Here is a 14,267-nt window from a genome sequence, read left to right as displayed (position 1 = left end):
GCGGCAGGATGCGCGCCCCCGTTTGCCCGAGCAATTTTGCGACGGCAAGCGGACTCCACACGCTCCCCCGGCACACGCCCCGAAAGGTGGGACTTGCGGCCGGTGCTCCCAGGGATTCGAGGATCCCGGGGGGTTGTCCGCAGGATGGGGAGCGGAGGTCCAACCGAACCCGAGTAAGGAATCCGTGCCATGACTGATGTTTCGATGTCCACTGCCGAGTCCGCCGGCACCTTCGTGCCCCCCGGCCCCGGTGAGTTCCCGCTGCCCCTCCGCTCGCTGCTCGACGCGGGCGTGCACTTCGGCCACCAGACGAAGCGCTGGAACCCGAAGATGCGCCCGTTCATCTACGGCGCGCGCAACGGCATTCACATCGTCGATCTCGACCAGACGGTGCGCCTCTTCAAGCGCGCGTACGACTTCGTCGTCGACGCGGTCGGCCGCGGCGGCAGCATCCTGTTCGTCGGGACGAAGCGCCAGGCCCAGGACATCGTCCAGGAAGAGGCCCGCCGCGCCGGGATGTACTTCGTCACGAACCGCTGGCTCGGCGGCACGCTGACGAACTTCCGCACGATCAAGCAGGGCCTCGACCGCCTCCGCACGCTCGAGCGCATGAAGGAGGACGGGACGTACGAGCAGTTCGTCAAGAAGGAGGTCTCGCGCATGGAGAAGGAGCGCGACCGCCTGGAGAAGTACCTCGGCGGCCTGAAGGGCATGGGCGGGGTGCCGGCCGCGATCTTCGTGATCGACCCCCACCAGGAGACGATCGCGGTGAACGAGGCGCGCAAGCTCGGCGTGCAGGTCATCGCGATCACGGACACGAACTGCGACCCGGATCTCATCGACTACGTGATCCCGGGCAACGACGACGCGATCCGGTCGATCCGGCTGATCACGGCCCGGATCGCGGACGCCGCGCTCGAGGGCTCGCAGCGCCGCAAGGACGTGGAGCGCGAGCAGGAGCGCGAGCGCCCGCAGCAGGGCGGCCCGCAGCAGGGCGGCGGCGGCCGTCGTGATGAGATCAACGTGTACCAGGGCGGCCGTGGCGGTCGCGGCGGCCGTCGTGGCGGCGGCGGCGGCGGCGATCAGCCCCAGCAGTGAGCACGCGCCCGGCTGGGCGAGCGTGACGGGAGGGCGCTCCCTTTCGAGCTCGAGGTCTCACGCCTCGCTCGGGGTGGCGCCCTTCCTGCCACCTTCGGCCCCCGGGGATCCCTGAGAGCATCCTGTCCACGTTCGGGGCTCCGCTCGGACGAGCCGAGCCAGGCGCCCGAACCTCGAAGATTTCCCCAACACGAACGATACATTTTCCGGAGGAATACGAGCCATGGCCGGCATCAATCCGCAGGCGATCAAGGAGCTCCGCGAGCGTACGCAGGCGGGCATGAGCGACTGCAAGAACGCCCTCACCGAGGCCGAGGGCGACATGGAAAAGGCCGTCGAGATCATCCTGAAGAAGGGCCTCGCGAAGAGCGCCAAGCGTGCCGGCGCGGTCGCCAGCGAGGGCGAGGTTCGCGCGTCCATTTCGACGGACAAGCGCGCCGCCACGCTCGTCGAGGTCAACATCCAGACGGACTTCTCCGCGCGCAGCGACGAGTTCAAGAACTTCGTCGGCGACGTGCTCTGCCTCGCGGAGGCCGCGCCCCTCGGCGCCGACCTCAAGAACAGCGATCTGCGCGGCAAGAAGGTGGGCGACGTGATCGTCGACCTCACGGCGCGTATCGGCGAGAAGATCGACATCCGCCGCTGGGACCGCGTCGAGGTACCCGCCGGCAAGCCGGGCGTGGCGCACGCGTACGTGCACCTCGGCGGCAAGATCGGCGTCGTGCTCGCGCTCGAGACGGAGAGCGACGCGATCGCGCAGCACGCCGAGGTCCTGAAGTTCGCCGACGAGACGGCGATGCAGATCGCGGCGATGAACCCGGTCGCGCTCGTCCGTGAGGACATCAGCGACGACGCGAAGGCCAAGCAGAAGGAGATCTTCGAGGGGCAGCTCCGCGAGGACCCGAAGCCGAAGCCCGAGAGCGCGTGGCCCAAGATCATCGAGGGCAAGTTCAACAAGTGGTTCAGCGAGGTCACGCTGACCGAGCAGGAGTCGGTCGTGGTCCCTGGCCAGACGATCGACAAGCTGCGCCAGGCCGCGGAGAAGGCGGCGGGCGGCAGCGTGAAGATCGTGCGCTTCGTCCGCTTCGAGCGTGGCGAAGGCATCGAGAAGCCGCAGGGCCCCGACTTCGCCTCGGAAGTGGCGAAGATGGCCGGTGGCTGAGAGGACGCGCTTCGGCGCGCTCTCCGTCGACCTCGACGGCATCTCGCACTACCACCAGATCCACGGCCTCGCTCCGCTCGCGGACGAGGCCGTGGCCCTCCACGCCGTCTACGACATCGCCCTCGCCCGCATGGCGGACTTCGCGGGGGCGCACGACCTTCCCCTCACCCTCTTCGCCATCGGCGCGGACCTCGCGAGGCCCGAGAGCGCTGCAAAGCTCGCGGATCTCGCGGCGCGTGGTCACGTCGTCGAGAATCACTCGTTCTCGCACCGCTACGATTTCACGCGCGCCTCTCCCGAGGAGATCCGGCGTGACATCGCGGCCGGGCAGGACGCGATCGAGCGCGCCACGGGCCGTCGCCCCGTGGGCTTCCGCGCGCCCGGGTACACCGTGACCGACGTCGTGCTCGATGCGTTGGAGGAACTCGGACTGCGCTTCGATTCGTCGGTCTTCCCGTGCCCCGCGTACTACGGCGCGAAGGCGCTCGTGATGGCGGCCATGCGCGTCGTCGGGCGTACGAGCGCTTCGGTGCTCGATACGCCGCGCGTGCTCGCCGCGCCGACGCGCCCGTATCGCCCGGGCAAACCCTTGTTCCGCCCGGGAAACCGCGCGCTCGTCGAGCTACCGATCCAGGTCACGCCGGGCCTTCGCTTACCGTTCATCGGCACCTCGATCGCCCTCGCCGGACCTCGCGTCGCGCGTGTGCTCACCGCGCAGTGCGCAGACGAGCCGCTCGTGAACCTCGAGCTGCACGGCATCGATTTCCTCGACGCGAGCGACGGCCTCGCGCATCTCGTCCCGCATCAGCGCGAGCTCCGGATCCCGCTCGCCCGAAGGCTCGACGCCCTCTCGGCCGCGATCGACGTGCTCGCGAAGCGTGGCGCGAAATTCGTCACGCTCGAAGAAGCTGCCCGCGCGATCGCTTAGCTCGTCGGGTGATACCGCACGGCGGCGCCGCCCTCCGGCGTTTGCTTCAAGCTCTCGACGCGCGAGATGCGCTCGGGCGCGACGCCCGAAGCCGCGATGAACTCACGCGCGATCTCGCTCTCGCCATAGGCGAGCTCGTCGGGCGTGCCCGAGGCGACGACCTGGCCCTGGATCACGAGGAACGCCTGGTGCGCGATGCGGAACGTGCTCGCCATGTCGTGCGAGATCACGACGCTCGTCACGCCGAACCGATCACGCGTCTCCTCGATGAGATCGTCGACCATGCGGCTCGTCTGCGGATCGAGGCCGCTCGTGGGCTCGTCGTAGATCAGGATTTTCGGCTCCAGCATGAGCGCGCGCGCGAGCCCCACGCGTTTTCTCTGCCCGCCCGAGAGCTCGCTCGGCATGCGCTTCTCTTTGTTCTCGAGCCCGAGCAGGTTCAGCATGCCCACGACCTTGTCGCGGATGTCCTTCTCCGACATGTGCTTGCGGTGCTCCCGCAAGGGGAACGCGACGTTGTCGAAGATGTTCAGCGAGTCGAGCAGCGCGGCGTACTGGAAGACCATGCCGAACTTTTGCCGCACGCGGTTCATCTGACGCTCGCCGAGCGGGCCGATGTCCTCACCGTCGACCCAAATGTGCCCGCTCGTGGGTTTTTCGAGGCCGATGAGGAGCCTGAGCAGCGTCGTCTTGCCCGCGCCCGAGCCGCCGATGATCACCGCCGTCTCCTTGCGGCGGAGGTGCATCGTCACGCCCTTCAGGACCTGCGTCGTCCCGAACGATTTCTTCACGTTGTCGACGAAGACGTGATCCTCCGGCGGGATCCGGGGTGATTGGCTCGCGGCTCCGGCGGACATCGCGCGTCGAGGCTACCACGCGGTCCCGTCCGAGGGGCCCTCGCGCTTGACGCGTGGGGCTCGTGGCGGGAAATGTGCCGCATGACCGAGGACATGTTCCGCACCGTGCTCGACTCCGCTTCCGTGACGACCGACCCGGAGGGTTGGCTCCGCCTGCCGGAGGGGCAGCTCTTGACGCTCTACGCCGCGCACGACGGCGTCGCGCTGAACATCGCGAAGGTGGAGGCGCTGCGCGTCGCCCACGGGGTCATCCGGGCGCGCTCGAGCAAGGGCGAGATGTTTTTCGTGGCGCGCGAGGACCTCTTCGCGGTCAGCCTCGACGGCGGCACGAAGGTCTCCGCGGGCCGCAAGGCAGGCTTCTTGGGTTGAGCGCGGAAGGCCGAGCGGACGAGACGCTCGGCGCCGTCGCAGAGCGCGCGCCCGAGCCGCGCCCGCAGGGTCTTCGGGGACCCGTGTGGATGTGGCTCGTGGCGCGCCTCGTGGGGCTCTTGCCTTACCGCGCGCTCCGCTCGTTCGGCGCGGCGCTCGGCGCGCTCGTGGGCGGGCTCGTGCGGGTGCGGCGACGCCACGTCGAATCGGCCATGGCGCGCGCGGGCGTGCCGAGGCCGAGGCGCGCGGCGGCCGCGATGTACGGCTCGCTCGGCGCGGGCCTCTTCGAGCTGCTCTGGACGGCGGGGCGGCCGAAGGAGCCGCTCGAAGCGAAGCTCGTGGTGTCGCCGCGGGCCGCGGATCTTTTTGCGCGGGCGCTCGCGCAGGAGCGCGGCGTGGTGGTCGCGACGGCGCACACGGGCAACTGGGATCTTTCGGCGTGCGCGGCGGCCGCGTGGCTCAGGGATCACGTGGGTCCGTCGGGGCGCGCGCCGGCGCTGCACGTGATCACGAAGCGTTTGTCCTGGCGCGCGCTCGATCGCACCTGGCAACACCTGCGCGCCGAGCGTGGTGTTCTGCTCGTGGATGCTCGCGGCGCGACGATGCGCGTACGCGAAGCGCTCGCGCGCGGCGACGTCGTGGCGATGATGATCGATCAAGCCCCCGAGCGTGCGACCGGCGTCACGCAGCTCCCGTTCCTCGGCGCGCCTGCGTGGTGTGATCTCGCGCCGATCCTGATGGCGTCGCGCGCGCGTGCGCCGATCGTCGTCGCGTTCGGCCGTCGCCGCGACGATGGCTTGCACGAGTTCGATGCGGTCGATCTGATCGAGCCCGAGGCGCTCGCCACGCGGGCCGACGTCGAGCGAATCGCGGCGCGCATCACGGACGCGCTCGCGTCGTTCGTCGAGACATACCCCGCGCAGTGGTTGTGGTTGCACCGGCGGTGGAAGGAGCTTCGCCGGACGAAGAAGCGCTAGGCGCGCCTCAGAACGTGCCGATCGCGCCGAGGGCCGGGATCGTGTTTCCGCGGAGGTCGTACGCGACGGTCGGGCCGATGCCCTGAAGCTCGAAGCTACCCGCAGCGTTTTTCTTCTTCGCTTCGAGCTGCTCGCGATGCGGCGTCGTCGCGAGGTCCACGATGCCGAGCGTGAGCGGCGCGAGGAACGCGAACGTGACCGGGACGAGGTAGGTCGGGTCGCCCCACTCGATCATCGTGCCCGCGACGAACGAGCCGCCCCGGAGTGCCGTGTAGAGCAGCCCCTTGCCCCAGTCGCCCACGACGAAACGCGGGACGCTCGGCGTGATCGTCAGGATCGTGCCCATCGCGTAGAGCGCGGACTTCGAGGGCTCCACGCCGCAGACCTCCGTGGCGCTGCAGGCCGCGTTCACGCTGAACGAGATGACATACGCGGCGCCGGTGGTGGCGGTGCCGAGGCCGAAGATGATGCTCGACGCGATGAGCGCGCCGCGGCGGCCCGGATCCGGGGCGTATCGAGGTTTTTGCTTGCGCGCGGGCGGAGGCGGCGGAGGCGGGGGCGCGTAGGCGTACGCAGGCGGAGGCATGTAGGGGTACGGGTACGGCGACGCGTGGGGGAGGGGGCAGGCGCCGTGGGGCGCCGCGGTGGGCGTCGTGCCGCGCGGATCGACGTCGACGCGGCCGCATTCGTAGGCGTGGACCGTGCCGGCGCTCGTCTGCGCGTGGACGTCGACGCCCTCCTCGGGCGTGCGGGTGACGGTCGTGCGGCCGTCGGGGTGCTGGACGATGTTGGGCGGGAGGGGCGCTCCGGGCGGAAGCGGTTCGAGCGGCGGGGCTGGTACTTGCGCCGAGGCGACCCCGGTGACGAGGGACCAGGCGAGCGCCGCGGCCGAGCAGAGCATCGTCTTGCGCATGGCGGGGGCGAAAAGGAGCAAGTTCCAAGCCATACGTACTTTCCGGGTTCGATGCGAGGGAGCTCGGGCGGCCGAGCGCCTCGGGGAGCCGAGTGTATCACGCCGGCCGAGCGGGAGCGTGGACCGGGGTTCACGGCGGAAGGGGGGCGGAAAAGTGAATGTTTGGCCTGGATGGCCGGGCCTTGGTGATAAATTGGCGGCGCGATGGAAGTGGGAAGCCGGTCGGCCGATGACATGCCCCGCGCGCGCCTCGGGGACGGCGCGTGGCGGAGAGCGCATGCGCCGCGCGAGCTTCTCGACAGCGAACACGATTTGCATGGCGCGCGTGAAGGGCTCATCCGTGTCTGGACCTGACTCGGGCGATCGAGCCGTCGACGTCGCGCTGAGGCTCGCCGAAGAGCTCTTCGGCTTCGGCTCGAGCGGCGCTACGCCCGGATGGGTGCGCGATCGCGTGCGTCGCTACCTCGAGCATCAGTCGTACAAGAGCGGCCTGTCCATGAACGAGGTCGCGCGGGAGCTCATCAAGGACAAGGCGGCGGTCGAGCAGATCGTCACCTCGCTGCGCGTCGGCGAGACGCGCTTCTATCGGGATGGCGCGCAGTGGGAGGTGATCGAGCGTCAGCTCGAAAAGCTCTTCCCCGCGGACGTGGAGCTCGCGGTGCTCTCGGCCGGCTGCAGCACGGGCGAAGAGGCGTACACGATGGGCATGTTGCTCACGGCGGCGCGCCGTCGCTTCCGCGTGCTCGGCGTGGATCGTTCGGCCGAGGCGATCGCGGTCGCGCGCGAGGCGACGTACGGCCGCGAGGCGGCGCGCGACATCCCGCCCGCGTGGGTCGAGCGCTTCTGCGACGAACAGAACGGCCGCCTGCGCGTGGGCCTGCTCGTGCGCAACTCCGTCGAGTTCGAGGAGTGCGACCTCGTCAAGCGCGTGCCGCAGGGGCCGTTCCACATCATCCTGTTCAAGAACGTGCTGCTCTATCTGACGACGCAGGCCGGCGAGCAGGTCGCCATGCGGCTCGCGAACGAGCTCGAAGACGGGGGACTTTTGTTCTCGGCCGCGAGCGAGGTCCTGCGCCTGCGCAGCATGGGCCTCGAGCCTTTGCGCCTCGCGCCCACCGTCACCGCGCTCCGTCCCCCGAAGCGACGAGCATGACCGCCGAGGTGAAGGATCCGACGGGCGCGCTCGTGGATCTTCGCCGCGAATGGTCCGCGCGACGCGCCGAGCTCGAAGCGCTCGTGCCTTCGAGCAGCCACCCCGCGCCGCTCGACGCATGCGGGCTCGTGCTCGGCCGAAAGCACGCGCGGCTCTGCGACGAGCTCCTCACGCGGCTCTTCGAGATCCTGCAGACCGAGGCGCGCGAAGGACGTCTGCGTTTGCCCGGCGGCGAGGCCGCACCGAAGGAGGTCGCCGACGCGTTCGAAGAGGTCGCGCTCGGCGGCGTGGGCGGGTACGGGCGCGGCGCGCTCGCGCTCGGCAGTGACCTCGACGTGCGGCTCCTCGCGCGCGACCTCGGCGCGGCTGTGGCCGTGGCAGAGGCGTTGCTCTACCCGCTCTGGGACATGGGCGTGCCGATCGGTCATCAGGTCGGCAAGGTCGAGCAGCTCGTCGAAGCGGCCCGCTCGGATTTGCCCACGGCGACGAGCTTGCTCGACTACCGGCACATCACGGGGAGCCGCGCGCTCTCGGACGAGCTGAAGACGCGGTGTGATGCCGGCCTCTTCGCGCACGCGGAGCTGCCTCGGTTCCTCGCGCAGCTCGAGGACGAGGTGCGCGAGCGGCACGCGCGGTTCGGCGGATCGGTGTACCTGCTCGAGCCGGATGTGAAGAACGGCGCGGGAGGTCTGCGTGATCTCGACATCGCGGGCTGGGCGGGCAAGGCGCGTTTCGGCGTGCACGAGCTCGACGATCTCGTGCGCGTGGGGGCGCTCTTGCCGCGCGAATCGGCGGAGATCGCCGCTGCGCGCGAGCTGCTCTTCCGCATCCGGAACCTGCTCCACGCGCACGCGGGGCGGCGCAGCGACAGGCTCACGTTCGACGAGCAAGAGTCGATCGCGGCGCTGCTCGGCTACGGCGAGGGCGGCGAGGCCGTCGAGAAGATGATGAGCGCATACTACCGCAGCGCGCGCATCATCTCGAGCGCGCGGGAGACCATGCTCGCGCGCGCCGCGCCGCTGCTCGGCAAGAAGAAGCCGCGCGAGGAGGACCTCGGCGGCGGCGTGCGCATGTTCGACGGCTGCGTGACGATGAGCGAGCTCGAGCTCGTCACGAAGGATCCCGCGCTCGCGCTGCGTATGCTCTCGGCGGCCGTCGAGCGCCGCGCGCCGCTCCTTCCGTGGGCCCGCGACGCGATCGCGCGCGCCGCGGCGGATCCTTCCTGGACCGAGAGCCTGCGCGAGAGCCCCGAGGCTGCGCGCCTTTTCTGCGCGCTCGTCTCGACCACCGAGGAGACCCGCCTGAAGCGCGGCTCTCCGCTCGCCGAGATGCACGACCTCGGGCTCCTGCTCGCGATGATCCCCGAGTTCTTGCCCGTCGTCGGGCGCGTGCACCACGACGTCTACCACGTGTACACGGTCGACGTTCACTCGGTGGCCGCCGTCGACAGGCTCGCGGCGCTCGTGCGTGGCGAGCTCACGGCCGAGCACCCGCTCGCGTGCCGTCTCGCGGCCGAGGCGACGCGCAAGACGATGCTGTTCTTCGCGACGCTCCTGCACGACGTGGGCAAGGCGATCGGCGGCAAGGATCACAGCGAGCGCGGCGCCGTCATGGCCGACGTCATCCTGAAGCGCCTCGGCTTTCCGGCAGAGGACGTCGCGGCCGCGTGTCACCTCGTGCGTCAGCACCTCGTCATGTACCACGTCGCGACGCGGCGGGACCTCGACGATCCCGCGACGATCGAAGAGTTTTTACGCGTGATCCCCGATCGGGACTCGCTCTCCGAGCTCTACCTGCTCACGGTCGCCGACCTCTCCACGACGAGCCCCACGTCGATGACCTCGTGGAAGGCGCGCATGCTCGACGAGCTCTACCTCGCCGCGGATCGCGCCCTCGCGGGCAACCCCGGCGAGGACGAGCGCTCCGCGCGCGCGCAGTCGGCCGTGCTCGAAGCCGCGCTCATGCTGCCCGCGTCCTCGGACGAGGAGCAGGCAGCGCGGCAAGCGTTCGTCCCGACGTACCTCGCGTCGATGCCCGAGCGTTACCTGCTTTCGAACGCACCCGCGGCGATCGCCGCGCACGCCGAGCTCGCGCGCAAGCACGAGGGCCGGACGGTCAGCGTCGCGCTCGTCCCTTCGAGGCACCCGCAGGCCGCCGAGATCTGCGTCATCGCCGCGGATCGTCCGGGCCTCCTCGCGTCGATCACGGCTGCGCTCACGGCCTCGCGCCTCGAAGTGCACGCCGCGCAGATTCACTCGCGCCACCTCCCAGGCGGCACCGTCGAGGCCGTCGACCTCTTCTGGGTGCGTGATCGCGCCGAGGGCGTGGAGGGCGTCGCGCGGGCGTTGCCGGTCCTCGTGCGGGACCTCGACGCCGTGCTCGAAGGCCGCACGACCACGGCCGAGCTCGCGAGCAAGCGCGGCAAGAGCACGCTGCCCGGCCGCGCGACGCCGCGCGTGCGCACGCAGGTCTCCATCGACGATCGCGCTTCGCCGCGGCACACGGTCATCGAGGTGATGACCCGGGATCGCCCGGGCCTCCTCCACGCCATCTCCGACGCGCTTTACCGCCTCGGCCTCAGCATCATCGTGGCCAAGATCAACACCGAGGGCACACGCGCGGCCGACGTGTTCTACGTCAGCGAGGCGGATGGCGGTAAAGTGGCGCCGGGCAAGCGTGCTGCCGAGGTGCGGCAACGAATCGAGTCGGTGCTCGAATCGCTCGAGCAAGAAGGAAACAGCGGGCCATGGTCTTCTCCTCCTCCTCCTCGCGCAGAGCGATGAGAGCCTTCCTCCTCCCTTGCGTCACGGCGCTTCTCCTCGCGGCATGCGGCAGCACGCCGCCCCCGAAGGATCCCGACCTCGTCGCCGATCCGCCGCTCGGCGGCACCGAGGGCATCAACGAGGGCGCCGCGCAGACCGATTTCCAGCGCGCCGTCGCCTACATCGACAAGGAGCAGTACGCGGCCGGCAAGGTCCACCTCGAGCGCGCGCTCAAGGCTTCGCCGGACAACGCCGAGGCGCACGCGTACATGGGCCTCGTGCTGGAGAAGGAAAACGACCTCGCCGGCGCCGAGAAGTCCTACCTCGCCGCGCTCCAGCTCAAGCCGGGCCTCGCCGCGGCCGCGCAGAACCTCGCGGCGATCTACCTCTCGACGAGCCCGCCGCGCGCCGACGACGCCATCAAGTACCTCCGTGGGGCGCTCGAAAAGACGCCCGGCGACGTCGGCATGCTCCGCAACCTCGGTTATGCGCTCGGCCTGAAGGGCGACGTCGAGGGCGCGTCGAAGGCCTACGATGCGGCCATCGCGAAGGGGGACAGCGTCGAGGTGCGCTTCGAGTACGCGGCCATGCTCGCCGAGGCGAAGCAACACGAGAAGGCCGTGCCGCACCTGAAGAAGGTCCTCGAAGGCACGAAGGACGATCCCGCGATGCTCGTCACGGTCGGCCGCATGCTCGGCTACGGCAAGGCGTTCGGCGACTGCGTGGCCGCGTTCGACCGCGCGATCAAGCTCAAGGGAACTGACCCCGAGTGGTTCGTCCGTCGTGGCACATGCAAGCACGAGCTCGGCGACGAGAACGGCGCGCTCGCGGACTACCAGGAGTCCGTCAAGGTGAAGCCGGACTACGCCGCGGGGTACTACTACATGGGCCTCGCGCAGCTCGCGCTCCAGAAGCCGCAGAGCGCCGAGTTCTCCATGGGCAAGGCCGTCGAGTTCGGGAAGGACTCGCCCATCGGCAAGGCCGCGAAGGACAAACTCCGCGAGATCAAGGCGATCAACAAGCGCTGATCACGCTCTCGGCGCGCACCTCTGCCGCACGAACGCGGCGAGCGACACGAGCGCGCCGAGCGCGATCGCCCCGACCAGGAGCTCCGTCGGGATGTCGAGCTCCTTGCCCACGACCGCGATCACGTAGATGCGCGGCGCGCGCCCGAGCCCCACGGCCACGGCGTATCGCAGCGCCGGGTAGCCCGAGAGCGGCATCAAGACCCGCACGATGATGAACGGCAGCGGCAAGGCCGCGAAGGCCGCCGTCGTCAGGAACGGCGCGACCTTCACCCAGCCTTCGGCGCGCTGGAAAAGCGACTTCTTCCGGATCTCCGCGAGCGCCTTGATCTGGAACGTCGTGCGCACGAGGCGGTGATCGAGGAAGGCCGCCAGCGCCGCCGCGACGGCCGCGACGAGCGCGAGGGCCCACGGCGGCGCCGCCTTCGCGGCCAGGAGCGTCGCGGGCGTCAGCGGCTGCGGGATGAAGGCCGCGAGCACCATCAGCCCGAAGAACATCGCGAGCGCAGGCACGACGTCCGGCACGAGGGCATCGTGCGGCGAGCGGGCGGGCACCGCAAGCGCCCGCCCTCACATCCGCTTCACGCGCCGAGCAGGTTCAGGATTCGATCGAGCTCGTCGAGCGAGCCGTAGGCGACGGCGATCTCGCCGCGTCCGTCCTTGTCGCGGACCTCGACCTTCGCGCCGAGCTTGCGCATGAGCCGCGCTTCCAGGTCTTTCACGCCCGGCGACTTCGGCGCGGGCCCGTCGGCCTTGTTGCCTTTGCCGCCGCCCTCTTTCGGTCCGCGCGCCGAGCGCACGAGCTCCTCGACCTTGCGCACCGGCAGTCGACCACGCACCGCCTTGTCGGCGATGTCTTCCATCGCCTTGTCGTCGGGCGCGCCGAGCAGCGCGCGCGCGTGGCCCTCGCTGAGGTCGCCGCCGATCACCATCGACCGCACGCGCGCGGGCAGCTTCAGGAGCCGCAGGCTGTTCGTCACCGTCGTGCGGTTCTTGCCCACGCGCTCCGCGAGCGACTCCTGCGTGTAGCCGTGCTCCTTCAAGAGCCGGTCGAACGCCTCGGCGAGCTCGATCGGGTTCAGGTCCTCGCGCTGCACGTTCTCCACGAGCGCGAGCTCGAACGCCTCCTTCGGCGAGACGTCCTTCACCACGACGAGCACGTCCTTCAGGCCCGCGCGTTGCGCCGCGCGCCATCTCCGCTCGCCGGCGATGATCTCGTACTTGTCCGCGCCCGCCTGCGGGCGGCGCACGACGATCGGCTCGAGGATCCCGTGCTCCCGGATCGACGCCGCGAGCTCTTCGAGCGCCTCGTCGTCGAAGTGCTGCCGCGGCTGCCCCGGCTGCGGGCCGATGCGCTCGATCGGGCAGGTGAACACGCTCTTGTCGCCGTACGACGCGCCGGAGGGCGACGGGGGCGCGGCGGCGGGCAGGAGCGCGTCGAGCCCGCGGCCGAGGGCGCGGCGCGGCGCGTTCTTCGGATCCGTGCTCATGGCCTCGGCCTCGCGACTTTGCCTTTCGGCCGGTTCACTTCGAGGATCTCGCGCGCCAGGCTCAGGTAGCCCTGCGCGCCCTTCGACGAGGCGTCGTAGAGCAGCACGGGCTTGCCGTGCGACGGCGCCTCCGAGAGTTTTACGTTTCGCGGGATGATCGAGTCGAAGACCTTGAAGTGACCCTTCACCTCGTCGGCGACCTGGTGCGTCAACGAGGTCCGCCCGTCGTACATCGTGAGCACGATCCCTTCGACGCCGAGGTCCGGGTTGAAGGCCGCCTTCACGCGGTCGATCGTCGCCATCAGGTACGTCAGGCCCTCGAGCGCGTAGTACTCGCACTGCAGCGGCACGAGCACCCGGTCCGCGGCCACGAGCGCGTTCAGCGTGAGCAGGCCCAGGCTCGGCGGGCAGTCGAGGATCACGTACTCGTAGCCTGTGGCGTGGGGCCGTAGCGCGTCGCGCAGCTTCGTCGCGCGGTCGGGCGCGTCGACGAGCTCGATCTCCGCGGCGACGAGGTCCTGCGTCGCCGGCACCACGTCGAGCCGCGGCACCGACGTCGAGATCACCGTCTCGCGCAGCGTCGAGCGGCCGATGAGCACGTCGTAGAGCGAGCGCTCGATGCTCGGCCGGCGCACGCCGACGCCGCTCGAAGCGTTGCCCTGCGGATCGCAGTCCACGAGCAGCGTCCGCTTCTCCGCCGCGGCGAGGCTCGCGGCCAGGTTCACCGAGGTCGTCGTTTTGCCAACGCCGCCCTTCTGGTTGGCGACGGCATAGATGAGGGGCGAAGGGGCCATGAAATGTGCCGGGAACGCCGCGCCTTTGGGCGCGGAGGCGGGTCGTCCGTCCCGGGGGACGGTCCCGTGGGTAGCGGCTGCTTACACGACCCTCGCCCCCCCGTCGAGGGCGCGTCGATCACGTTTTTTTGGCCCTCGACGCACCAGTATCTACAGTGGCGCACATGTCGCTCGCTGTGGGTGCATGTGGGACAACGTCGTCGACGCCAACGATGTCGCGCCGCTCTGGGGGCCGGAGGGGCCCTGGGGCCCGCGGGCTTCGGCTCGCGAGCGCCCTCGCCGCCCACCACGAGTCGACCGCGTGCGACCGCGTGCTCGCGCGGGCCTTCTGGGCCGCGCCGAGCCTGACCGCGCCTGCGCGCGTCCTCCCGCTTTTCCCGAACCACGACCGCCGATCGACCTGAGCCGATTTTCCGCGCCCGGGCTGCCGAACCCGCGCGCTGCCGAGGAGAGAGCCATGCCGCTGCCCAAGAGCTTCCAGAACTTCGCCGAGTTCGAGCGCGAGATCATCCGTGGGGGCACCCGCGTCAACCTGAGCCTCGAGGACATCGTCGAGGACACCTCCTTCGAGGAGGAGATCGAGCTCGACCAGGACGACGATCCCTTCGCGTCGATGCGCGACTTCTGAGGCCGGGGGCCCGCCGCGAGCGGGCCTCCGTCCCCCGATGCGTCCGAGCGTTCACCTGATGCCTTGCGGCATCGGACGCATCGGGGGACCGAGCCCTACGTTCTCGCCAGG

The 14,267-nt window shown here is 70.1% G+C and carries 14 protein-coding genes; 9 read left to right on the top strand and 5 right to left on the bottom strand.

The window, feature by feature from the left end; genetic code table 11:
• The first annotated feature begins 204 nt into the window (after positions 1–204).
• The 3 genes from rpsB to QHF84_RS05915 all read left to right on the top strand — a co-directional run bounded on the left by rpsB (position 205) and on the right by QHF84_RS05915 (position 3,188).
• Complete coding sequence (rpsB, locus tag QHF84_RS05925; protein WP_348652840.1) at positions 205–1,098, top strand: 30S ribosomal protein S2; 894 nt, start codon at positions 205–207, stop codon at positions 1,096–1,098.
• A 223-nt stretch (positions 1,099–1,321) separates the two neighbouring features.
• Positions 1,322–2,260 (top strand): translation elongation factor Ts, encoded by a 939-nt coding sequence (tsf, locus tag QHF84_RS05920; RefSeq protein ID WP_281312191.1) that lies wholly within the window; start codon positions 1,322–1,324, stop codon positions 2,258–2,260.
• Entirely contained in the window at positions 2,253–3,188 is a 936-nt protein-coding gene (locus tag QHF84_RS05915; RefSeq protein WP_281312190.1) for a polysaccharide deacetylase family protein, read from the top strand. Before tsf ends, QHF84_RS05915 begins: the two co-directional genes overlap by 8 nt.
• On the opposite strand, the gene QHF84_RS05910 is transcribed toward QHF84_RS05915, so the two are convergent.
• Complete coding sequence (locus QHF84_RS05910; protein ID WP_281312189.1) at positions 3,185–4,045, bottom strand: ATP-binding cassette domain-containing protein; 861 nt, start codon at positions 4,043–4,045, stop codon at positions 3,185–3,187. The two genes, QHF84_RS05915 and QHF84_RS05910, sit on opposite strands and share 4 nt — an antisense overlap.
• An 81-nt stretch (positions 4,046–4,126) precedes the next feature.
• Here QHF84_RS05910 and QHF84_RS05905 point away from each other — a divergent pair, with 81 nt between their 5' ends.
• On the top strand, positions 4,127–4,414 hold the full coding sequence (locus QHF84_RS05905; RefSeq protein ID WP_281312188.1) for a hypothetical protein: 288 nt from the start codon (positions 4,127–4,129) through the stop codon (positions 4,412–4,414).
• A complete protein-coding gene (locus tag QHF84_RS05900; RefSeq protein WP_281312187.1) occupies positions 4,411–5,391 on the top strand; it encodes a lysophospholipid acyltransferase family protein in 981 nt (326 codons plus the stop codon). Before QHF84_RS05905 ends, QHF84_RS05900 begins: the two co-directional genes overlap by 4 nt.
• 7 nt (positions 5,392–5,398) lie before the next feature.
• On the opposite strand, the gene QHF84_RS05895 is transcribed toward QHF84_RS05900, so the two are convergent.
• Entirely contained in the window at positions 5,399–6,304 is a 906-nt protein-coding gene (locus tag QHF84_RS05895; protein ID WP_281312186.1) for a hypothetical protein, read from the bottom strand.
• A 340-nt stretch (positions 6,305–6,644) separates the two neighbouring features.
• Between QHF84_RS05895 and QHF84_RS05890 the strand changes: the two genes are divergently transcribed.
• Genes QHF84_RS05890 through QHF84_RS05880 form a run of 3 tightly spaced genes read left to right on the top strand, consistent with a single transcriptional unit; the run spans position 6,645 to position 11,247 of the window.
• Positions 6,645–7,457, top strand: a complete 813-nt coding sequence (locus QHF84_RS05890) for a CheR family methyltransferase (protein WP_281312185.1) — start codon at positions 6,645–6,647, stop codon at positions 7,455–7,457.
• Positions 7,454–10,240 (top strand): [protein-PII] uridylyltransferase, encoded by a 2,787-nt coding sequence (glnD, locus tag QHF84_RS05885; protein ID WP_281312184.1) that lies wholly within the window; start codon positions 7,454–7,456, stop codon positions 10,238–10,240. Before QHF84_RS05890 ends, glnD begins: the two co-directional genes overlap by 4 nt.
• Entirely contained in the window at positions 10,237–11,247 is a 1,011-nt protein-coding gene (locus QHF84_RS05880; RefSeq protein WP_281312183.1) for a tetratricopeptide repeat protein, read from the top strand. The genes glnD and QHF84_RS05880 overlap by 4 nt, the downstream gene beginning before the upstream one ends.
• Here QHF84_RS05880 and QHF84_RS05875 read toward each other — a convergent pair whose 3' ends face one another.
• Genes QHF84_RS05875 through QHF84_RS05865 form a run of 3 tightly spaced genes read right to left on the bottom strand, consistent with a single transcriptional unit; the run spans position 11,248 to position 13,528 of the window.
• Positions 11,248–11,799, bottom strand: a complete 552-nt coding sequence (locus tag QHF84_RS05875; protein WP_281312182.1) for a VTT domain-containing protein — start codon at positions 11,797–11,799, stop codon at positions 11,248–11,250.
• Between the two features lie 26 nt (positions 11,800–11,825).
• The gene (locus QHF84_RS05870) at positions 11,826–12,734 is read right to left on the bottom strand and encodes a ParB/RepB/Spo0J family partition protein (protein ID WP_281312181.1); all 909 of its coding nucleotides are present in this window, start codon (positions 12,732–12,734) and stop codon (positions 11,826–11,828) included.
• Entirely contained in the window at positions 12,731–13,528 is a 798-nt protein-coding gene (locus tag QHF84_RS05865; protein ID WP_281312180.1) for an AAA family ATPase, read from the bottom strand. The genes QHF84_RS05870 and QHF84_RS05865 overlap by 4 nt, the downstream gene beginning before the upstream one ends.
• 457 nt (positions 13,529–13,985) lie before the next feature.
• Here QHF84_RS05865 and QHF84_RS05860 point away from each other — a divergent pair, with 457 nt between their 5' ends.
• Complete coding sequence (locus tag QHF84_RS05860; RefSeq protein WP_281312179.1) at positions 13,986–14,156, top strand: transcriptional regulator; 171 nt, start codon at positions 13,986–13,988, stop codon at positions 14,154–14,156.
• Positions 14,157–14,267: the final 111 nt, after the last annotated feature.

Source organism: Polyangium sp. y55x31 (assembly GCF_029946505.1).
Lineage (GTDB): Bacteria > Myxococcota_A > Polyangia > Polyangiales > Polyangiaceae > Polyangium.
Note: the sequence above shows the minus strand (reverse complement) of the source record. Positions and strands in the feature narration are given on the sequence as shown.

Excerpts from the sequence above, each read along its gene's own strand:
- rpsB (WP_348652840.1), top strand. The coding sequence starts at position 205 with ATGTCCACTGCCGAGTCCGCCGGCACCTTCGTGCCCCCCGGCCCCGGT.
- QHF84_RS05895 (WP_281312186.1), bottom strand. The coding sequence starts at position 6,304 with ATGCGCAAGACGATGCTCTGCTCGGCCGCGGCGCTCGCCTGGTCCCTC.
- QHF84_RS05880 (WP_281312183.1), top strand. The coding sequence starts at position 10,237 with ATGAGAGCCTTCCTCCTCCCTTGCGTCACGGCGCTTCTCCTCGCGGCA.
- QHF84_RS05860 (WP_281312179.1), top strand. The coding sequence starts at position 13,986 with ATGCCGCTGCCCAAGAGCTTCCAGAACTTCGCCGAGTTCGAGCGCGAG.
- QHF84_RS05865 (WP_281312180.1), bottom strand. The coding sequence starts at position 13,528 with ATGGCCCCTTCGCCCCTCATCTATGCCGTCGCCAACCAGAAGGGCGGC.
- QHF84_RS05910 (WP_281312189.1), bottom strand. The coding sequence starts at position 4,045 with ATGTCCGCCGGAGCCGCGAGCCAATCACCCCGGATCCCGCCGGAGGAT.
- tsf (WP_281312191.1), top strand. The coding sequence starts at position 1,322 with ATGGCCGGCATCAATCCGCAGGCGATCAAGGAGCTCCGCGAGCGTACG.
- QHF84_RS05905 (WP_281312188.1), top strand. The coding sequence starts at position 4,127 with ATGACCGAGGACATGTTCCGCACCGTGCTCGACTCCGCTTCCGTGACG.
- glnD (WP_281312184.1), top strand. The coding sequence starts at position 7,454 with ATGACCGCCGAGGTGAAGGATCCGACGGGCGCGCTCGTGGATCTTCGC.
- QHF84_RS05870 (WP_281312181.1), bottom strand. The coding sequence starts at position 12,734 with ATGAGCACGGATCCGAAGAACGCGCCGCGCCGCGCCCTCGGCCGCGGG.